We start from the raw sequence: 21,052 nt of genomic DNA on the forward strand, positions 1-21,052 counted from the left end.
CGGCCCTAGCCTTCGGCTGGGTGCCGCCCTGGCACCCTTGAAACTACTGCTCCGGGGCGAAGCCGCCTTGAAGCCCGGGCACGCAGGCGCCGGTCCACACGGACAGGACCTCTTCACGTGTTGGCAGCCCGTTAATGGCTGGGCTGAGGGTGGGCAGGTGCACCCAGGCACCGGCTTCTTCCGCAATGAGCCCGCCGGCGGCAAAGTCGTGCTCGAACAGGCCGTATTCCAGGTACGCATCCACGGATCCTTCAGCCACGGCACACAGTTCCAGGGCGGCGGAGCCGAGCCGGCGGAAGTCACCAAAATGGTCCATTTTGAAATCCAGTTCGGAGACCAAACGGTGGCGCACCACCGGATCGTACGTCAGTGCTGTGGAAATCAGGGTGCCACCGCGTTTCTCTACAGGACCGCTCAAACGCCGCACCGATTGGGCGCCATCTGCGCGTTTCTCATCCAGCCAAGCACCTTCTCCACGGGAGCCAAAGTACACGCGGCGCAGTGCCGGGGCGTTGACCACCCCGGCGAGCCATTCGCCGCTGGGCCCCATCACGGCCACCGAGGTGCCGTAGTAGGCAATGTTGCGGATGAAGTTCATGGTGCCATCGAGCGGATCGATGCTCCACCTGTACCCGGAGGGCGTCTCGGGAAGCGCAGGGGCCAGCTCCTCCCCCGTGATGACGTCATGCGGGCGGGCCTGTGCAATCACTGCCCGCACGGCGTTCTCTGCGGCAACATCAAAGGCAGTAACCCAATCAGCATCAGAGGATTTCTCCGTGGCCCCAAATCCTGCCGGATCCCGGGCCGCAAGCACGGCGGCACCTGCGGCAGCGGCGCGCAGGGCTACCTCCAACAGTTCATCAACAGGGACAGGGTGGACGTTCATGGTGCTCCTTCGTGTCTGTTATTCAGTGGGCTCGGCGTCAAGAAGTGGTCCGTTGGCGAGTAATTGCAAGAAAGCGTCCTCGTCCAGGACAGGGATGCCCAGCGCCTCGGCTTTGTCTAACTTGGTGCCCGCAGCCTCACCGGCCACCACATAAGAGGTGTTTTTGGAGACCGACCCGGCCGCCTTTCCGCCACGGGTGATGATGGCTTCCTTGGCCTCGTCACGGCTGAGTGTGGGCAGGGTCCCCGTCACCACAATGGTCAGACCCTCCAGGGTCTTGGGAACGGATTCGTCCACAGCATCAGCCATAAGCACCCCCGAAGCTGCCCATGCGGCAATGATTTCCTGGTGCCAATCCACCTCAAACCACTCGATCAAAGCCTCTGCGATGATGGCTCCCACACCATCCACATCAGCTAGTTGCTCCCGCGCATTCGGGGCCTTGAGCGCCTCCACAATGGCTGTGATGGACCCGTACCGGGTGGCCAGCGCGCGCGATGCCGTGGGCCCAACATGCCTGATGGACAGGGCAACCAACACCCGCCACAGCGGCGCCTTCTTCGCCTTTTCCAGCTCCTGGTACAACTTCTCTGTTGTTTTGGACGGCACGGAAGGCTTCTTCGCCGTGGCCTTCGTGTAGAAGTATGGGGTCAGCTCAAAGATGCCGGTACCTTCACCCTTTGACCGCTTTTCACGCCACACCATCACGCCGGATAAATCCAGTTGCGCAATATCGAAAACGTGCGCTTCACTCACCAGGGGGCCAGGGCCGGCCGGTGCAATGATCCCACCGTTCTCCGCCGGATCCGGGCCGTGCCCGGCGGTCAACGCCCGGGCCGCCTCGTAGCCAAGGGCCTCGATGTCAAAGCCTCCACGTCCGGCCAGGTGCGCCACGCGTTCGGTGAGTTGGCTCGGGCACGAGCGGCTATTGGGGCAACGAATGTCAATGTCACCCTCCTTGGACGGCGCCAGTTCAGTGCCGCAGGAAGGGCAGTGTGTGGGCATGATGAACTCACGCACGGGCGGAACCTGGGCATCACGCAGTGCCATAACGGGGCCCACGATCTCCGGAATGACATCCCCTGCCTTGCGCAGCACCACAATATCGCCAATCAAGATTCCCTTGGCCTTGACCACATCCTGGTTGTGCAGGGTTGCCATTTCCACGGTGGAGCCGGCCACCAGAACTGGTTCCATGATGGCGTAGGGGGTAACCCGGCCCGTGCGCCCCACATTGACCCTGATGTCCAGCAGCTTGGTATGAACTTCCTCCGGCGGGTACTTATACGCCACGGACCAGCGCGGCACGCGGGAGGTGTGGCCCAGTTCGCGCTGCGTGGCAAGGTCATCCACCTTGACAACAATGCCGTCAATCTCATGGATCAGATCGTGCCGATGCTCCCCGTAATAGGCAATGAAGTCCATGACCTCGGGCAGCGTGTCTAGCACCTTGTAATAAGGGCTGATGGGCATGCCCCACGATTTGAGGAGCTCGTACGTTTCGGACTGGGTGGCCGTGGTGAGCCCCTCACGGGCACCGATGCCGTGCACAAACATGCTCAGCGGCCGCTTGGCAGTTTCCGCAGCATCCTTTTGCCGCAAAGAACCGGCCGCCGTGTTACGCGGGTTCGCGTACGGCGCCTTTCCGGCCGCAACCATCACCTCATTGAGCGCCAGGAAGTCCTTGGAACCAATGAACACCTCGCCACGGATCTCCACCTCAGCGGGGAATCCGGAACCGTGCAGCTTTTGCGGAATGTCCTTGATGGTAGCCACATTGTGCGTGACATCCTCACCTGTTGTGCCGTCGCCGCGAGTGGCCGCCCGCACCAGCACGCCGTCGCGGTAGAGCAGATTCACGGCCAGGCCGTCAATCTTCAGTTCCGTGAGCCACTTCGGGGCCGTACCACCCCGGTTTTCCACCGAGGCGGCCGCCTTGAGCAGCCATGCTTCCAACTCCGCAAGAGAGAAGACGTCCTCCAGCGAATACATTCTGGCCAAATGCTCGAAGGCGGCAAACGCCACCGAGACATCCCCACCCACCACTTGGGTGGGGGAATCATTGCTGACCAGTTGGGGGTGGAGCGCCTCCAGAGTTTCCAATTCACTGTAGAGCAGATCAAACTCCGCATCGGAGACCAGCGGCGCATCCTCGTTGTAGTAGGCAGCCCGGTAGGACTGAATCAACTCCACTAAAACCACATAACGCTCCGCAGCGCTTGGCTCTACGGGCGGGGACTCTACGGGCTGGGGTTCTACGTTCTGGCTGCTCACGGTTCTATCTTGCCCCACGAAGCTGCCCTGACGCACCAATCAGCGCGAAGCGGCACTTAAACGCCAGACCGACCCCCACAAATGGGAGCCGGTCTGGGCCCACGCTCGCCAGGTTCCGCATAAATCGCGTCAGCGATTTATGCGGCCGGCGAGTGGGGACTAGCGTGAAGCTTCGATCTGCTGCAGCTTCTGCTTGTTGACCAAGGTCTTGACCTGGGTCAGATCATTGATGACGTTATTGAGCTGCTTCTTTGAGGTGGGCCAGGTGGTGCCCTTAAAGCGGGTGGCGTCGGCGCCTTCCCAGCGAACGGACTGAGCCTTGCCGTCAAGGGTGGACATTGCCGTGGTGATCTGGTCAATGGCTGAAGCCAACTTGGAAACCAGTTCTGCCATGTCCTGGGGATCATTACCGATCATTGCCATGATGAACATCCTTTGTGAGAAGAAAATACCCTGTGCTGGCTTTTCCAACCGGGCGGCTATCAATAACCTAACAATTTCCTGTCAGGAGTGCGATGGGGACAACTCCCCAACTGCGCCCGGCCGCCGGGAAACACTCCCCGGGACGTTGGCAGTTGAGGCCCCAACCGTTAGCGTTCGTGGTCCATGGTGGTGGCCACTTGCAACGCGAACGCCTTTCCGCGGCCCACCACAAAACCGCGGCCCGGGATGAACTTATTGTTGTGCAGCCGGCCCAGCGAGGTGTTCATCAAGGTGTCACCTTCAATATCGCTCGGGTTCAGCAGCAGGCCGCGGCGCCCAGCCTTGAAAAGCCCGGCCAGGCTCCAGGCGGCAGCCCAGGTAGAGGTCTCCCCCTCACCCACCACAAAGCAGTTGCTCTTGATGGCTGCCTTGATCAAGTTGACCAGGTCCATCTCTGCTTCAGAGTCGGCAAATTCGGTGACGCCTTCTATAAAGAACGCCACGGGGGTGGTTTCGCTTTCCACCAGGTCAATGAAACGCTGCAGTTGCGGCTCCAACCCAGCAGCCGTCACAATGGCCTCATCCCATACCGAGAGGTTGGCGATCGCTGAGCGGCGTGAGCCGAAGTACACGCGGCGGGTACCCGGCGTCGAACGTTTAAGCGCCTCGGCGAGGGTGACCAAGGCTGTGGTGCGCCCGGATGCGGGCGGTCCCGTCAGCATGAGTGCACCGCTGGCCACCAAGCCTGCCGGTTCCAGATTGTAGTCATCCACACCGATGATGACGTTGCCGGGGCTGGCCTCTGGGAGCACGTTCAAGTCCACGTTCTCCGGCAGCGATTCAATCCGCCGCGCCTGCGGCACCCCTTGGCGGCGCATGGTTTCGCCCAGGCTGGCCACTTGGCGCGCCTGCAGGGCAAGGTTAGGTGTGCCACCAAAGATCGCCATCTGGATTTCGCCGCCGTCGATCATTCCACGCCCGGGTGGTGATGCCGGATCAAGCACGTCGCGGGGCAGGCCCAGGTTGGAATAGTCATCGGCTGTGGCCATGCGGAACACCAGAAGGCGCTGCACGGAAGAAGCCAACGACGCCGGGAGCGACTTCGGGCTGTCACCGGCAATGACAATGTGGACGCCCATGGGACGGCCGTCCGTGGCAATCTGCTGGAGGGTTTCGAACTGGGTCATGCCCACCCGGAATTCGTACAGTTCCCGGAACGTGGCCAAGCCATCCACCATGATGATGATGCGCGGCTCGTTGGGCTTGTTGGCCAGGTGGCGGTACTCGGCAATGCTGCCGGCCTTAACCGCGGCAAAGCTCTCTGCCCGCTCCTCAATGACAGAGCGAATGTGGCGCAGCAACCGGCCAACACGTTCGGCATCCTCGGCGTTGATAATCCCGCCCACGTGCGGGAGCGCTTCTAGCATTTGTAGCCCGTTGGAGGCCGCGTCAATGCCGTACACCTGCACGGGCCCGCCGCGCGGAGTGATTGCCGCGGCAATGGCGATGGTGCGCAAGGCCGCCGATTTACCCGAACCGCTGGCCCCCAGGATGGCCATGTTGCCGTCCTTGTCCGGTTCGAAGAACACGGTGGGCTGTGCCTGGTGTTCCGGATCATCCATAACGCCCAGCACCAATTGCTCATCGGTGCGCGAGTTGGGCAGTTTGGAGAAGTCATAAATCTCGGACAGCTCGCTCAGCCAGGGTTTGCGGGGCGGCTTGATGCCCAGTTCCACGGCGGCCAAGGAAATATTGCTGACCACTTTGGCAATGTCATTGGGCCCGGCTGAGTCCTCCACAGGGGCTACCGCGAGTTCCTGCTCCCATGGGGCGCCGGCACCAAAGTCCATCTCCACAATGTCAATGCGCGGACGCTGCGGGGTGCGCGTGGTCCAGCCACCGGCATAGCCTGTCTGGAAACCCTGGATCCGGCCTGGGCCGGTTTTGGCTGCCCCACGGCCGGGAATGGACGGGCTGAAGTAGGCGGCTGTGGGCTCCCCTAAAATATCTTGGGAGTCATCCACATCCGCCATGCGCAAGGCGATGCGCATATTGGTGTTGGCGCGCAGGCTGTCCTTGATAACACCCGAGGGGCGCTGGGTGGCCAGAATCAAGTGCAGTCCCAGGGAGCGGCCACGGGCGGCAACATCCACCACACCGTCAACAAATTCCGGCACTTCCTTGGCCAGTGCGGCGAATTCATCCACCACAATGATCAACGACGGCGGCGCCTCAGGATCTGCTTCCCGCTCCATGGCGAGTAGGTCCTTGGCTTTCTTGCGGTTGAGCAGGTGCTCCCGGTAGTGCAGTTCGGCACGGAGCGAGGTCAGGGCCCGGCGCACCAGGTGCGGGGACAAATCGGTCACCAGGCCCACTGTGTGCGGCAGTTGCACACAGTCGGCAAAGGCAGCCCCACCCTTGTAGTCAACAAACAAGAAGGAGAGCCTGTCGGGGCTGTACGCGGCGGCCATGCCCAGCACCCAGGCTTGGAGAAACTCGGACTTGCCTGCACCGGTGGTACCGCCCACCAGGGCGTGCGGGCCTTCGGTTTTCAAATCCAGGTACATGGGTTCCACACCCTTGGAACCCACCAATGCCCGCAAGGAGCCCTGGTATTTGCGGTTCTTCACGGCGCGGGAGGCCACGGAGTTGTTCTCCAGCCAGCGGTCTGCAATTCCGGAGGTGTTTTCCACCAGATCATGCCCGGCCAGCGCCACGTAGGAGACGCTGCGGGGAAGGTCAGAATCATCGTCAACAGGTTTGCCGGAGTCAACCACCGGGGCCAGCAAGCGGGCCAGTTGAGAGGCCAGCTCCAAGCTGACGCTTTCACAGCTCACGGGGAATGTCAGCTGGCCCAGGCGCACCTGGCCTGTGGTGGCAGTCTCTGCCACATGGACAAAGTCACGGCAGGGGGCCGGGAGGGCATCCACGGAACTGGCAACCCACAGGATGTGCAGGCCTGCGTCCGCACCGTATTCCGTCAACCGGGTGAGCCTGGCCCGGTCCACTTTGACGTCATCTTCAATGATGACCAGCATGGCCGGGGTGGCAGGAGGGGGCGGATCCGCTTTGGTGGGATCTTGGCTGCCACGGTGGGCGGCGGCATGGGCGGCCAAGTTGACGCCACGGTTGACCATAAGATCCTCCAGGGCAGCCAACAGCACTCCTGCGGCACCGCTGCCGGAGGCCAGATGGTCAGCAGCCAGCGGGGAATGGACTGAATCCACGTGCGGAAGCCATTGCAGCCACTGCCAACGGTCCTTGGACTCAGCGGAGGTCATGGCCGCCACGGCCAGTTCAGCCGGTGAGTGCAATCCCACGGCCTGGAGCACCAGTGCCCGGGCTACATCGTCCACCACACCGCGCGGGCCGGCAACACCCAGGGCGCCGCTGTTGCGCAACTGCGCCACCACGGGAACGGCGTCAATATCGGAAAATTCGGCCTTGATTTCCTGTACTTCTGCCATGTATTCCGGCAAGGTGTCATTGCTGTCGCCCACCTCTATGGGGGTGCGGGAGGGCTGTCTACCCACGCCCAGGCGCAGGGTCAAAAACGCCTTGTGCTCGGGGCGGTGAGTCCACATCAGCGGGCCCAGCTTGTAAATGGCGTCCACAGTTTCCGCCGCCGAGGGGCTCTCAGCCAGGCGGATGGCCCGCTCCACCTGCTGCCGGGCGGTCATTTGGCGGCGGAACTCTGTGACGGAACCCCGGAACTGCTCAATGGATTCCCGCAGTTCGCGTTTGGCGTTCATTTTTTGATCCACGAAGCCGCCAATGATCATCAACGGCATCATGGCCATGAAGATCACACTGAACAAGCTCCTGGTGACGCCGAACATGACAGCTCCCATGAGAATGGGCGCAATGAGGATGACCACGGGGAAGCGTTCGCGCCGGGGCCGCTTGGGCCCGGCCGGAACGGTCTGCTTCTCCACCTTGAACTGGGGCACAACACGTGGGGAGCGGTTGAATTCCACCAGCGGGCTGGTGGGTCCCGACTGTGAGCCGCGGCCCAGGCTGATGACTGAAATGGTGCTCTCGCCCAAGGTCACCTCATCCGAGGAGCCCAGCACGGCCCGGGAAATCTGAATTCCCTCCATCATCATGCCGTTGGCTGATCCGGTATCCGCGATCTCCACCGTCTCCCCCACCGTGATGCGGGCATGGCGTTTGGAGGTCATGGGGTCACTCAGGCGCACGTCGACGTCAAAGTCGCGCCCCACATAGCTGGTGCCCAACGGGAGCGCGAATTCTTTCCCCGCGTCCGGCCCGGCCATGACGCGCAAGGTGGCAGCCGCCGGTCCCCTGTCCTGATTGGGCAGCGCAAAAGACTCACTGACCTGAGTCAGTGAAACCGTGGCGCCGGGACGCAGCCCAGATTCCAGCAAGTTACTCCCCGGTGGCAAGGTGCGTCCCTGAATGCCACCTACCAGTGACTCCTCCACTAACAAGGAAAGGTTGGCCGGAGCCTGCGCACCCTTACGGGTGGGATCAGAGAGGAACAACTCCGTAGCAATGTCCCCTACAGTGGCCAGGCCGTCAACAGTGACTGCCAGGTTCTTATCCTCAAGAGGCTCGCGTCGGAGCGTTAGTCGCAGCCTCATTCATCTTCCATTCCACGTTGGGATTCCAGCAGGGGCAGATCATCAGGTGTGACCAGGTGTGAGGTGACGGCATGTTCAACCAGTCTGGCCCGCCTGTTGGTGGCGAGTTTTCCGCCACCTCCGCGCAAACCCACCACACCCACTCGGTCCAGCTTGTCGCACACGTTATCGAGCTTGCGGTTGAAGCGGGTCAAAGCCCATCCGAGCCGCTTGGCCGCTTGAGCGGAGGACGGGATGGAACTAAAACCTGTTCCGCCACGGCGCAGCATGGGCTCGGCCAGGGCCACTATCAGCGCCTTCTGGGACGGGGTGAAAACAACAGGGCCAATCGTGGTGGAGCCGGCGGAATCGTCCTCCCGGCTCTGCGAGGTGAAGGCGGGTGAATCCAGGTGGACGGAGAACTCGTACGTGGTGGGTCCGGCCGTGAAGATCACGTTGGTCTGCTGGAACACCAACGGTACGCGTGCCCCCGGAGCCATCCAGGCCTGCATGCCCCCAGCCGCGTCAGCAATGGTCGCTGAGAGCATGGTGCCGGCATTAGTCAGCCACCAGATACCGTCATATTTGCTGACCTCTAGGAACTTGCGGTGCAGATACGGGTTGTCATCGACCTCAATATCGCCTTCACGGCCAATGCTAAAAACACTCTCAGGCGACGGTTCATACCATTCGCCACAAAAGTCAATGGTCAGTTCAGCCATGATGGTTCTCCCCCTTGTTGGTGCTGGTCCTTAGAGCTCATTCGGTACATTTTTTTATTTCATCGGAGACCTGACCGTTGGAGCGCAGTAGTTTCACGGAAATACAGGAAACCCCATTAGCGCCATTGACAACAAACACCCTGTTATCTGTGATCCGTTTGAACTCACCCGTATCCACAATGCTGATGGCAGCCCACATGAACTGGTCCCCTTCTTGCGGATCAGGGTTGGTCCAGGTCCATTCGGCGCCTCCATTGATGGGTTTAGCGCTCAGATCGCTCACTTGTGGCACCTCGGCGCCCACCACTAGAGCTGTGGGCGGCGGGGCGCTCTGGGACGCAAGAGGGTCTGGTTTTGGTGCTGCTCCACCAGCGCTGAAGACCATAATGCCCACCACGACGGCGGCCACCAGTACCAGCCCGGAGACCAGTCCCAGCCATAGCCCCTTCTTGCGCGCCGGTGTGGGGGCAGTTTCCAGCTCTGCCGGGGCCAGTAAATCCTGGCGCTCTACCGTCTGGTCCAGGGCGTACTTCTGGGCCGGATTCTCCAGCCGCAGCCCCGTGTCATTCCACTGCGTCGGTGATGCCACGTTGGAGAAGCTCTTGGGCACGGTAGACCCACCCGCGGTGTCCTGCGAGGGAACTGTTTGGCCGTTGCGGGTCAGGCTGCCGGTTGTGCCTGTTGTACCAGTTCGACCTGTTGTACCAGTTCCTTCTGCGCCTGCTGTCCCGGGACCGCTGGGGCTAAAGCCGGTGTTTAGCTGCTGCCTTCTAAGAGCTGAGGGTCCATTGGAGGACGTTCCGGCAGTGCGGCTCGCAGGGCTCGCAGCGCCTGTGGCCCGCGAGGGAAAAGTGGGGTTGGGGGTGCTTGCGTCAGGGTCTATGGAGATGATGGAGCGTACCCGTGTGGGTTCCGAATAATCCTCAGGGTGGCCAGGAGGCCGTTCCTGAACAACTATTTCCTCCTGCACCTCAAAGGGGGTGACGGAATAGTTCAGATCCGCCTGCACACGCATGAGTGCCCGGGCAAAGTCCTTGGCCGAGGCATACCGGGAGCTTGGGTGCTTGGCCATGGCGGTTGCCAGGACCATTTCCAGGGCTTCGGGGATGTCAGCCCGGCCCAGCCGTGGCAGCGCCATGGTGGCAATTCGGTCCCCGAGAATGCGGTAGGAATTCTCCGCACCCGGAATGACGAACGGCGAGTGTCCGGCCAAGAGTGTGTAGATGGTGGCGCCCAAGGCCCAAATATCCACCTTCACGCCGTCCGTTGCTCCTGAACCAAAAGATTCAGGTGGCGACCAGGGCACGGACATCCCGCCGCCGTCGGCCGCCAGCGCATCCGTGGTGCCGGAAATTCCAAAGTCAGTCAGAGCCGGCCGGTTGTAGTCCGTGACCAGGATATTGGCGGGCTTGATGTCTCGGTGGGCAATGCCTGCACGGTGTGCGGTTTCCACGGCTGACGCCACCTGGATACCGATTTCCATGGCCTTGTCAGCACTGTAACGTCCCTGCTTGAACTGCAGATCCAGGCTGGGGCGCGAGCAGTACTCCATGGCCAGGTAGGAGTGGCCAGCATCAGTGATCACGGCTTCGTAAATCGTGACGATGTACGGATGCGCGGATAGCTGTGCCATCAGGTTCGCTTCGGATTCAAAGCGGGTTCTGGCTCCGGCCGTCTTCAGGTCAGCCGTCAGGACCTTGATGGCAACCTTGCGTCGGGGCCGTTCTTGTTCGTACAGGTATACGTCGGAGAATCCGCCCGAGCCCAGGCCTGAGATGAAAGTGTAGCCGGGCAGCTGTGGTGGGGCCGCCACTCGCCTCTGACTCACGGCAGTCCGTCAAAGAGCAGGGAAATACCATCACCGAGCTCGGCAATATCGCCGTTGAGCAAGATGGCTTCCTCGCCTTGGCTCAGACGCCGCGGAGCCTGACCTTCACGTACTAGGACTGTGCCGTTGGTGGCTTTCAGATCCACCAGCAGCACATCCCAACCGTCGAGGCGCACTTCCACGTGAGAGCGTGAAATGTCATCGTTGCCGCTCTTTACTTGCACCAGCCGGGGCATGGCACCGCCCATGACACGGGACACCGAGGGCTGGCGGCCAATGATGAGCGAGTGGTCAAGCTCTACCGATTCGCCACTGGAAATGTGCATGGTGCCCAGACGGGGACGGCCTACTTCACGGGGCTCGGAGTTAATGGAAGCACCGCAGTGCGTGCACTGCGAACGGCTGGGCGGGTTGGCATGACCGTGCGGGCACATGCGTGCCAAAACCATGGGGCCTGTGGAAGGACGTGATTCCAGGAGGGGCGCTGAGGCCAGGGCGCTGTGCTGTTGGCCCTCGCCACTCATGATGGTGTGCCCGTCATGGTCAGGATCAAAGGCCACATTCTCGGGTGCCAAGGGTGCCAAGGGAGCCGAAGTTGCCGGGGGTGCCTGCTGTTCCACTGCGGGGGACATGTTCCACGGCACGGAATCGATCATGGGTGAGTGTGCATTGTGCTGCGCACCGGGGTCGGGATTGTGCTGCGCACCGGGGTCGGGATTGTGCTGCGCGCCGGGGTCGGGATTGTGCTGCGCACCGGGGTCGGGACGGTGTTGTGCCCCTTGTTCAGCACTGGGGAATGCCCCACCCTCGGAATCCGGCGCCCCGAACGGATCATGGTGTGCGGGGAGAATACCGGCTGCTGGGTCCTCGCCATGGCCTGAAAGCGGAGGTGCTGGCGGCAAGGGTGGAACCACTGGATCAGAGGACACCGGGTGCACGGGCTGCCCGTTCTCATCAAGGCGCACGGCAGCGTCTTCAACACTGCGGGAAATTGTGGGACCCCACAAGTGGTCATAGTTGGTTGTGAAGGATTCTTCCTCAGATGACGGGCTCTCAGGCGCTTCCTGGACCTCAACGGGCTCCGCGGCAACACCATACTCGTCCATCAGCTGTTCTTGCTCAAGCTGTTCTTGCTCAAGCGGGTCTGCTTCCAGCGGGTCTGCTTCCAGCGGGTCTTGCTCAAGTGGTTCTGCCGCCAGCGGGCCTGCTTCCACACCTTGTTCCTGCTCGGAACCCTCAACGGCTACCTGCTCGGTAAACTCGTCGTGGTGCAGGTCCGGGTACCTGGTCAGGTTCAAGTCATTGTGGGACTCTTCGGCCGTTGCCGAAACGGGCGCCAGCTGTGCGCTCCACTCTGCGTCCGCAGCTTCTGCAGCCATCGCGAAGCTGGCATAGGCGTCAGCATCCTCCACAGGTACATCGCTTGGGGCCTCATCCGTAGCGGGCGCACTCTCAACCGGCTCTTCCGCGGGCGCAAACCAATCATGCTTCAGAAGTGAAACAGAGTGCTCCTCAGCCTGGGGCTGCTCCGCGAATTTAGTTGATTCATCCTCCGAGGCATAGTCGGCAGCAGAATCCTGCGCGTCATGATTGCCGCCAGGGTTCAGGACCTCCTCAGCTGCCAGTGCTGGTGAGGCCTCCACGGCGGCGCTTTCCTCCTCTGCCAACCCTTCCGGGGCAGAGACGGCAGCGGCAAAGCCTGTTTTTGTGCCATGAAGATCACCCTGGAGCAATCGCTGCAACCGAACAACGGCTTCCCCCACGGGAAGCTCGAGCTCTGTGTCACCGGCGGAAGTATCCGCCAGTGTCAGTTCCAGTGCTTCCGGAAGGGCCAGCGAACGTTCGCTCCAGGTGGAGACTTCCCGGCCGGAAACCACTTCTGCGGAATCACCCTGATGAGCAATCAGGGTGATATCCCCGCGCAGGATGGCGTGCAATTTATCACTCTGAACCAGGATGGCGAAGCTGGGCAGCCCGGTCAGCCCGGTGCCGAACTCGGCCGTCACTTGGTTCAGGACACCGTGAATGGTGGGTTCTACTCCAAGGAAATCCCACAGCCGGTTGACGATGGCTGGGTTGGTGTTGCCTTCCAGCACTATGACAGAGCCGGATCGCACAATTCCAAGCCATGAGCCTGTGCGGTACGTGCTGCTAACCATGATTCTCCTTGGGTGAAAATGCTGTGGCCTGGACAGGGGCTGCCATGGCCGGAACTGCAGGTGCGTGGGATGGTGGCTGCAGTTTGAGGTCGGTGTTTTGCCCTGCTTCGCGCACCGAGGCAGGAATGGACTCCAGCACGTCCTCAATAATTGGCATGCGGGGAAGAGTGTCCTCTGGTACGGATTCTGCGCTCTTAGGGTTGTTGAGGGTTTGCTCAGCCGCACCGCCGAAGACATTGCTAGCATCTACCACGATCACGGTGATGTTGTCTCTGCCCCCGGAGCGCAGTGCTGCTTGAATCAGTGAGTCGACGGCGTCCTGCGGGTGACGCAGGGTGCTCATGACGCGGTGAATTTGCTCGTCGCCAAGCTCGCCGGAGAGGCCGTCGGAGCAGATGAGAATTCTGTCGCCTTCTTCCACGGGGACCAACCAGAAATCTGCCTCGGTGACCGATCCGGTGCCCAGCGCACGGGTCACCACATGCCGCCGCGGGTGTACCAGGGCTTCTTCGGGGGTGATGAGACCGGCATCCACCAGTTCCTGAACTTCGGAATGGTCCACACTGATCTGGCTGAAATTGCCCTGGCTCAGGCGGTACGTGCGTGAATCACCCACGTTGAAGACCAACCAATACGGAACTGTACGTTCCTCCACCAGAACTACCCCGCTGACGGTTGTACCGGCGCGTGCGTTGGTCAGTTCGCGGATACGGGCATCGGCTTGACGCAGTGCCTGTTGCAGATCTGCTGCCGTTGCTTCCCTGCAGCCTGCGCTGAGTAGCCGCTGTTGGCTCAGAACTTCAACACACTCGCGGCTGGCAACCTCGCCTGCCTCGTGCCCGCCCATGCCGTCTGCCACGGTGAAGAGCGGATCTGCTGCCAGGAAGGAGTCCTCGTTGAGTTCCCGGCGCAGACCGCGGTCCGTACCAAAGCCGAAGGCTAGGCGGACCCCTGAGCTAGCTGCGCCCTTCATATCATCCATCAAACTCATACCTGTTCCACCGCAAAGGATCTGTCACCAAAATGAACTCGTGAGCCGGGCACCGCGAGGGTGGGCGTGCCGCCTATCAGAGGGGTCTTGACACCGCCGGTGTTGGCAATGGCGCTGCCATTGGTGGAATTACGGTCAGTCACCCACAGCCCCTCAGCCGCGGCACGGACGTGAAGGTGTGTCTTGGATACTGATCGGGTGGAATCTTGGATTGGGATGAGACGGGAAATCATCTCACCATCGTAACCGGCAGGGTTACGGCCAAGCAGCGCTGTGGCGCCCAACTCTTCGGTGCGGCCATCATCGAAAACCAGGCGCACTGCGGTCCGGCTTCCTTGAGGCCGCGCCCGGGTCTCCCCCGCCTCGTCATCGAATGGTGTGCTGGCATAAGCATCCGCGGGCCCAGGCCTGGAAGCCGGTGCTGGTGCAAACGCTCCCGCGGGGGCGAAGCCCTGTGCCTGCATCCCCTGAGCCGGCTGCTGGGGCTGCTGGGGCCGTTGGGGCGGTTGCGGCTGTTGGAACTGTTGGGGCTGCTGGAACGGCTGCCCCGTTTGGGCATCGGGAGCGGTGGTGTCTTCAGTCAGCGGCCGGGTGATGCCTGGCACAGTAGTGATGGGGCCTTGCTCTATCGGCAGCTCGGGCGCCGGAGCGGAGGGCGGCGGGGCAAAGAGATGATTCGTCTGCTGGAACTGCTGAACCGGCTGCTGGTTCTGGAACTGTCCCGGGGCCTGAGCTTGGCTGGGCTGGTTCTGGAACTGGGCAGGGGCCTGAGCTTGGCTGGGCTGGTTCTGGAACTGGGCAGGGGCCTGAGCTTGGCTGGGCTGGTTCTGGAACTGGGCAGGGGCCTGAGCTTGGCTGGGCTGGTTCTGGAACTGGATGGCTGGTGGGGCGAAGGGATCCACGGCGGCACCCTTCTTCTTGCCACGCCCCAAGCGGCGTGCGGGCACTGCAGCGGCAGCGCCCGGAGCAGGCGCCTGCCCGGCCTGAGCCTGTCCCACCTGAGTCTGTCCGGCCTGAGCCTGTCCCATCTGAGTCTGTCCGGGCGGGAACTGTCCGGCGTGGGCTTGTCCGGCCGTTGGTGCAGCGGGGCGGACCAGCGGTGAGCGCACGGGGGAAAGAGTCGGAACTTCTGTGGGGGTGAATGTCTCCCGCTCGGCGATGCCGCCGGTTTCCAGGGGGTTCCGGCCCTTGGAAACGTTGAAAACTAGGGTGTGGGCAACCTTGTCGTGCCAACCCTGCTTCTTGCCGTTTTTATCCCACGCATTGGAAACCAGCATCACGATCGGTCCAATAGTGGGCACCACACCGCTCAGGCTAACCATGAGGGAACGGAGGAAAATTGCGAGTAATCCGGCCGGTGTCCCTTCCATGTTGGTGGTGCGCAGGCCCAGCATCAGGTTGCCGAGGGTTTTGCCAGCCCTGGCTTCCCACACCCACTGCCACACGGCATATGCCAGCGAGAGAACGGATGCCACACCCATCAGGACAGAGAGCCATGTGAAGTCCACCTGGGTGCCGCCCTGCACGGTGGTGGTGGTGATAAGTGCTGCTCCAACGCCCCCGGCCACACCAAAGAGGATTCCCGGTGGCACACCGTCAATGATCTTGGCGGCCAAACGGCGCCCCGCTGCCGCATTGGATAAAGCCGTTGCCGCTGCAGCCCGAGGGTCCTGCCCTACCTGCACGGGAGGAAGTAGCGGTCCGGAAGGAGTACTGCCAACAGTGATGATGCCCGGCAATGCTTGCCCCGGAACAGCGGAACCCGGAACACTGGGAGCACTGGCGGCCCCAAAGCCGGGAGCGCTGGGCGCACCGAAACCGGGCGCACCGAAACCGGGCGCACCGAAACTGGGAGCCCCGAAACCGGGAGCCCCGAAGCCCGGGGCACTGGGTGCACTGCCACCCAACGGCGCAACTGACGGAGCCGTGGAAGCAGCCCGATTAGCCACGGTGGCCCCACAGACTAGGCAAAAAGCCGCGCCCGGCGAAAGAGCAGCCCCACAATTCCGGCAGGGATCCGCCATATTCTGCACCATTTTGTTAGTACCCTTCTTAGGACTTCTTCATCATCTGCGCCAGCTTGGCGCGGATACCCGCACGGCCTTGGTCATCGCCGCTCTCGCCGCCCCAAAGTCCGCGGTCCGCTTCCTTGCTCTGCGCCTTAGTCCGTGCCCTTTCTTGGGCGCGAAGTCTGGCATCGGCCAGCAATGATCGTGGTGAGAACTTTGCCCGTTGCCGCTTCCAGAATCCTACCGACCCAGTCATGCCTTGGGCCGAATGTTCCACGTGTTGCCAGTATGTGGCGACTTCATCTTCGCTGGGCTGGCCCGGTCCAAAGATGGCGGCGTCAGCCCGTTCTGCTAGCAGTGCAGTGGTGCCGGCCGCGGCAGGGAAGGCGCCGTACAGTGCTGCAGCGCTCTCGCGGCGGGTGCCGCTGGGCTCCGGTCCCGCACCTAGATCGGTGGCCAAGCTCAGCACTTCCGACCATCCGCCACCCACCCTGTCGGTGGGCAGTCCGGTGGTGAGGCGCTTCTTACGGCGCCGCGACTTCAGCACCACAATCAGGATCAGCGGCAGCGCGATGATGAGCAAAGGAATTGCAGCAACGCCTGCGATCAGCAAGATGGTGCCCCAAATACCGGCGAGCTGATCCTTTTTACCGTCAGTGTCGAGGGCATCGGGAGCGCTGTCCGGCGGAAGATCGGCCGGCTCCTGCGGCGGAGGCGGCGGCTGGAGCACCTGCGGCTTGGGCTTGGAGGCGTTCTGGGGCTCCGGCGGGTTCGGCACATTGTCCTTATCCGGCGTCGGATTAAACGGCACCCAGCCCTGCCCCGCAAAGTTGACCTCAACCCAGGCGTGGACATCGGCACCCTTGACCTTGATGGTGCTGGCCCCGTTGCCGGTGTCCTTCTCATCGAGATAGAAGCCCATGACAACACGGGCAGGAATACCTAGATGACGGGCCATAAGCACCATCACCGTGGCATATTGCTCGTCGTCGCCCACCATTTCCTTGCCGCTGAGTAGCTTGGTGATACGCGCAGCACTGTGGCCCGAGTTGGACTGGGCCTGTCCGTCCAGACCGTTGCTGAACTTTCCTTCACGCTGCAGCGCACTCTCCAGTGCCTGCACCTTTTTCAGCGGAGTGTCCGCCTCACCAACAATCTCATTGGCCTTGGTGCCAACAACCTGCGGCACGTTCTCCAGCTTGGGCAGGTTGACGCGGCCAAACTCGGAGCCGGCCAGCTTGTTGCCCTCCACCTGCGGGAATTGGACATCCATGGAATAGGAATCGCCATCCTTGACACCCGCCAGGTTCAGCGCGGTGCCGGATTCCTTATTCAAGTACAGCGTGGGCGTGGAGCCCTGGGCGCTCTGGTAGCTCAGGCTGCGGGCCACCGCCACATTGGGAATCCACACTCCCTGATACCCCTCAATGACCAGTCCGACGTCGCGCCCCTCACCATCAGTGCCCTGGTTCAGAGCCTTCGGGTCACCAATCGGGGAAAAGGATGCAGAGCTGTTGGGATCCACAGTAAAAACAACACCGTCGTAGTTGTCCATGGCGGCAATGCGTACACGGCCGTTTTTGGGCATGCCCTCAACCGTGAAAAGGACGGTGTCCTTTTCATTCTTTACATAGTCACGGAACTTGGTCAGCGGAGAAGGCAAGGCATGCAAGTCCGGCGGTGGGATCACGGTATCGCGCAGCACCTCACGGCTGGATGATTGAGTCAAAACAGGTGCCGCCGCCATGGTCAGCGCCCCGGCAACAAGGATCACTCCAGCGCCCATGCCTATCCGGCGCAGCAAGGAAGCCCGTGCGCCGGCAGCGTCCTGCACCTGCTGATTGGCTGAGATGGAACCCGCCATTTCACGGCGCACCAGTTCATGGCGGTAAGCCAGCCACGCAATGGCACCCACGGTCAGCAGAGAGCCCCGCAGAACAGGCAGGAAAACTTCTGCCGTACCAAAGAGAATCGCGGTGATAAACAAGGCCACCACCGGAACCAACGCCCAATAGGCGGTGCGCAGGCGCCAGGCCAGGCTGCCAGCCACAACAGCCGTCACAAAGGCGCACAGATAAGGCACCACCATGACCTCAACACTGGTTCCTACGGGCGGTGCAAGAGTCAGTAGCTGCTTCCAAGAGAGCATGATGCCCAGCAACAGACCGCGCAAGGAGTCCAGGCTGGGCAGGAAACCCAAGAAAGCCTCGTTCGGTGCGGCGAGGGCGCTACCGAAGAGCATATAGACCAAGAAGCCCACACCCACCAAGGGGATCAGGCCAAACCGCCAATGAGCTCCCATGGCTGCCACACCCAGACCCAGCACAATGGCGCCAATTCCAGCCACCAAGTACGCGGGGCTGTGGCCAAAAGTAGGGCCAAAGCCGAGAACGGCGACGCCGAGCAAGATCGCTAAAACGGCCCCGTCAAGGACAAAGTGCCACCGCAGGCGCGCGCCTGCGAACGCTGACGGCTTCTGCGGGAGAGCCTGTTTCGGCGTTTCCACCCGTGGCTGGCGCCGGGCGGATGCGCGGGTGCCTGCCTGCCCTGCTGCTGGGGAATCTGATGAGTTGTTTTGCGGCTGTGCTGCCGCGCTCCTGCGGGCGCTCACGCGACGGCCTTTCTCAGAACTGCTGCCAGATCACTGAGCTCGCCCAAGGTCAGGACGGTCAGGTCGGCAATATTGGCACGGGCCGGTTGTGCCCCGGTAAAGCAACGGATGGCAAAAGCGCGCACACCCGGCGGCACGGAGGCGGCCGCGCTGCGTAGTTGTCCCGGGGTCACTTTTGAGCCCACCACTAAGAACACCACGGAAGCATTGGGCACCACATCGGAGAGAGTGCGGGCCAAATCAACGGAGTTGCCGCGGCGGTTGAACCCCTCCACCCGGGTCATGTCATCGAGCAGATTCCTACCCGTCTCACAACGAATAGGACCCTTCTGGGTGATGATGCTCAGCTCGCGGCTTTCCTTGATGGCTTGTCTGCCCAGCGAGGCCGCAGCCGAAATGGCCAACTCAAAATCGTCGTCGTGCTCATATTCATCGGTGTTGATGGAAAGGGCCACGGCCATGTGTGAGCGGCGGGTTTCCTCAAATTGGCGCACCATGAGCTTGCCGGTGCGGGCCGTGGTCTTCCAGTGGATATGCCGGCGGTCATCGCCAGGCACATAGTCACGGAGGGCGTGGAAGGCAATATCGGAGCTGGAAAGATCCCGGGTTGTCAGGCCCTCCAAGTCACGCAGGAATCCGGCGGCCGGGCCGTCCAGGGCTGTGGTGCGGGGATGCACAAAAAGGTCCGTGGGCTCCGTCCAGAGCATTTGACGGCGCAGCAATTGCAAGGGATCTGCATTGACGGAACGTACCGGCCCTACTGTGATGACGGCTCGGCGGGTGGTGGGGATGGTGAAGAGATCCTCGTGGATCTCCTGAGGTTTCATGCGTGGCAGGTGAAACAGTGCCGTGGCCTGACCCACCGGCAGTTCCAGCGCGGCGGGCAGGGCACTACGGGATGACATGTTGGCCACGGCAATGCTGCCCACGGCGTTATCACCCACGGCAACCCGGGTGCGGGCCAGATCAAGCTTGACCGCGTACATGGACTTGCCCATCACAAAGGCAATGGCAATAAGCATCAACACCACGCCCAGCAGGGCGGCCACTTTGGCTTCCTGCCAGCCGAACCGGGCTCCCAGGGTCCACAAGAAAACAGCCGTACCGAGGACAACCCAGCCTAGAGTGCTAATGGTGGCTAAGGCCGGGCTGATCCAGCGCTTAAACCAGGCCACAATCTTGGACCACACGGGAGCAGCATAAATGCTGGCCACCTTCCCCGCCTCACGGGTGAGTGAGGCGGGGTGCAAGCGGGTGGGGGATCCTTCGCGGTGGAAAGGCCGGGAGAGAAACTCCCCCACCTTCCCTGCGCTGGATTTAATGCTCATGTTTTACCTTCGGCTGGTGGTGCTGTGATGTGCTGGTGTTGCTGTGCTTATGACGTAGCTGTGCTTCCGTGCTTATGGTGCTGGTGTGATTAGGGTGCTGGTGTGTTTAGACGGAAGCGCGCTGCTGCGGAGGCGCGACCTCAGCCATGATGCGGCTCAGGACTGCTTCGGGAGTGGCACCGGCAAATTCCGCTTCAGGATCCATGACAAAGCGGTGCGTCCACACGTACGGCGCCAATTCCTTGACATCATCGGGCAGTACATAGTTGCGGCCCTTCGCAGCCGCCCACACCTTGGCAAGGCGAACCATGGCGATGGCGCCACGGACAGAAACACCCAGGCGGGTTTCCGGAGCGTTGCGGGTTTCTTCACACAAGCGCGAGATGTATTCCAACACGGCCGCATCCGCATGAGTGGTTGAGGCCAGGTCCGCCATCTCCGAAACTGCCTGCGGTGTGATGATGGCCTGCAGGGAGGAGGTCCTGTCACGCTGACTGGAACCGGCCAGCAGTTGGACCGTTGAGGCATGGTCCGGGTAGCCGATGGAGGTCTTGACTAGGAAGCGGTCCAGCTGAGCTTCGGGGAGGCGGTAGGTACCGGCCTGCTCAATGGGGTTTTGAGTGGCAAGCACCATGAAGGGCCGGCCCACCTCGTGCGTGTTGCCGTCCATGGTCACACGGGACTCTTCCATGACCTCCAGCAGTGCTGACTGCGTTTTCGGGGAGGCCCGGTTAATCTCATCGGCCAGCACAATCGTGGCGAAGATGGGGCCCTTGTGGAATTCGAATTCCTGAATCTTCTGATCATAGATCATGACGCCAGTCACATCGGAAGGCAGCAGATCAGGGGTGAACTGGATGCGGCTGTTGCTGCCCTTGACCGTCGCTGACAGGGCCCTGGCGAGCATGGTCTTGCCGGTGCCCGGAGCGTCCTCAAACAGAACATGCCCCTCGGCGAGCATAGCGGCCAAGGTCAGGCTGATGACCTGAGACTTACCCAGAATCGCCTGACCAACATTAGCCACCAACTTCTCGAATGTTCCTGCAAACCATGTGGCCTGTTCGGGCGTCATGGACATATGTCATCCTCTTTCGATTATTTAGATTCGTGCATCGTTTGCAGCAAAACCTGCATTAGTTTATCCACTAGTTGGCGTTACTCGCTATTAGCGGGACTTATTCAACACTTTCACTTTGTTATTCACTTGAGCAACGGCGGCCCCGGCATGAGCCGGGGCC

The 21,052-nt window shown here is 61.7% G+C and carries 12 protein-coding genes; all 12 read right to left on the reverse strand.

Features of this window, described 5'->3' with window-relative positions:
- Nucleotides 1–43 precede the first annotated feature (43 nt).
- The 12 genes from RY113_RS12410 to RY113_RS12465 all read right to left on the reverse strand — a co-directional run bounded on the left by RY113_RS12410 (nucleotide 44) and on the right by RY113_RS12465 (nucleotide 20,892).
- Nucleotides 44–886 (reverse strand): inositol monophosphatase family protein, encoded by an 843-nt coding sequence (locus RY113_RS12410; RefSeq protein WP_315914797.1) that lies wholly within the window; start codon nucleotides 884–886, stop codon nucleotides 44–46.
- Nucleotides 887–904: 18 nt separating this feature from the next.
- Nucleotides 905–3,160 (reverse strand): NAD-dependent DNA ligase LigA, encoded by a 2,256-nt coding sequence (gene ligA, locus RY113_RS12415; RefSeq protein WP_396334241.1) that lies wholly within the window; start codon nucleotides 3,158–3,160, stop codon nucleotides 905–907.
- Between the two features lie 159 nt (nucleotides 3,161–3,319).
- Entirely contained in the window at nucleotides 3,320–3,583 is a 264-nt protein-coding gene (locus tag RY113_RS12420) for a hypothetical protein (RefSeq protein WP_146212954.1), read from the reverse strand.
- 167 nt (nucleotides 3,584–3,750) lie between these two features.
- Nucleotides 3,751–8,187 (reverse strand): FtsK/SpoIIIE domain-containing protein, encoded by a 4,437-nt coding sequence (locus RY113_RS12425; RefSeq protein ID WP_315914798.1) that lies wholly within the window; start codon nucleotides 8,185–8,187, stop codon nucleotides 3,751–3,753.
- Nucleotides 8,184–8,888 (reverse strand): hypothetical protein, encoded by a 705-nt coding sequence (locus RY113_RS12430; protein ID WP_110104485.1) that lies wholly within the window; start codon nucleotides 8,886–8,888, stop codon nucleotides 8,184–8,186. Before RY113_RS12430 ends, RY113_RS12425 begins: the two co-directional genes overlap by 4 nt.
- Nucleotides 8,889–8,925: 37 nt before the next feature.
- Nucleotides 8,926–10,716, reverse strand: coding sequence for a serine/threonine-protein kinase (locus tag RY113_RS12435; protein ID WP_315914799.1), 1,791 nt, complete (start codon nucleotides 10,714–10,716; stop codon nucleotides 8,926–8,928).
- Nucleotides 10,713–12,875, reverse strand: coding sequence for an FHA domain-containing protein (locus RY113_RS12440; protein WP_315914800.1), 2,163 nt, complete (start codon nucleotides 12,873–12,875; stop codon nucleotides 10,713–10,715). Before RY113_RS12440 ends, RY113_RS12435 begins: the two co-directional genes overlap by 4 nt.
- Nucleotides 12,868–13,857 carry a PP2C family protein-serine/threonine phosphatase gene (locus tag RY113_RS12445; protein WP_396334243.1) on the reverse strand — a complete coding sequence of 330 codons (990 nt, stop codon included), beginning with the start codon at nucleotides 13,855–13,857 and terminating at the stop codon, nucleotides 12,868–12,870. The genes RY113_RS12440 and RY113_RS12445 overlap by 8 nt, the downstream gene beginning before the upstream one ends.
- Before the next feature lie 5 nt (nucleotides 13,858–13,862).
- Entirely contained in the window at nucleotides 13,863–15,815 is a 1,953-nt protein-coding gene (locus RY113_RS12450; protein WP_315914802.1) for an RDD family protein, read from the reverse strand.
- A 103-nt stretch (nucleotides 15,816–15,918) separates the two neighbouring features.
- Nucleotides 15,919–18,486, reverse strand: coding sequence for a transglutaminase domain-containing protein (locus RY113_RS12455; protein ID WP_315914803.1), 2,568 nt, complete (start codon nucleotides 18,484–18,486; stop codon nucleotides 15,919–15,921).
- A complete protein-coding gene (locus RY113_RS12460; protein WP_315914804.1) occupies nucleotides 18,483–19,814 on the reverse strand; it encodes a DUF58 domain-containing protein in 1,332 nt (443 codons plus the stop codon). The genes RY113_RS12455 and RY113_RS12460 overlap by 4 nt, the downstream gene beginning before the upstream one ends.
- Before the next feature lie 106 nt (nucleotides 19,815–19,920).
- Nucleotides 19,921–20,892, reverse strand: coding sequence for a MoxR family ATPase (locus tag RY113_RS12465; RefSeq protein ID WP_110104491.1), 972 nt, complete (start codon nucleotides 20,890–20,892; stop codon nucleotides 19,921–19,923).
- Nucleotides 20,893–21,052: the final 160 nt, after the last annotated feature.

The sequence above is a fragment of the Arthrobacter sp. lap29 genome, from assembly GCF_032458965.1.
Taxonomy (GTDB): Bacteria; Actinomycetota; Actinomycetes; order Actinomycetales; family Micrococcaceae; genus Specibacter; species Specibacter psychrochitiniphilus.

Bases quoted from the DNA above. Each gene is read 5' to 3' on its own strand.
- RY113_RS12410 (WP_315914797.1), bottom strand. From the start codon at position 886: ATGAACGTCCACCCTGTCCCTGTTGATGAACTGTTGGAGGTAGCCCTG.
- RY113_RS12420 (WP_146212954.1), bottom strand. From the start codon at position 3,583: ATGGCAATGATCGGTAATGATCCCCAGGACATGGCAGAACTGGTTTCC.
- RY113_RS12425 (WP_315914798.1), bottom strand. From the start codon at position 8,187: ATGAGGCTGCGACTAACGCTCCGACGCGAGCCTCTTGAGGATAAGAAC.
- RY113_RS12430 (WP_110104485.1), bottom strand. From the start codon at position 8,888: ATGGCTGAACTGACCATTGACTTTTGTGGCGAATGGTATGAACCGTCG.
- RY113_RS12440 (WP_315914800.1), bottom strand. From the start codon at position 12,875: ATGGTTAGCAGCACGTACCGCACAGGCTCATGGCTTGGAATTGTGCGA.
- RY113_RS12445 (WP_396334243.1), bottom strand. From the start codon at position 13,857: ATGGATGATATGAAGGGCGCAGCTAGCTCAGGGGTCCGCCTAGCCTTC.
- RY113_RS12460 (WP_315914804.1), bottom strand. From the start codon at position 19,814: ATGAGCATTAAATCCAGCGCAGGGAAGGTGGGGGAGTTTCTCTCCCGG.
- RY113_RS12465 (WP_110104491.1), bottom strand. From the start codon at position 20,892: ATGTCCATGACGCCCGAACAGGCCACATGGTTTGCAGGAACATTCGAG.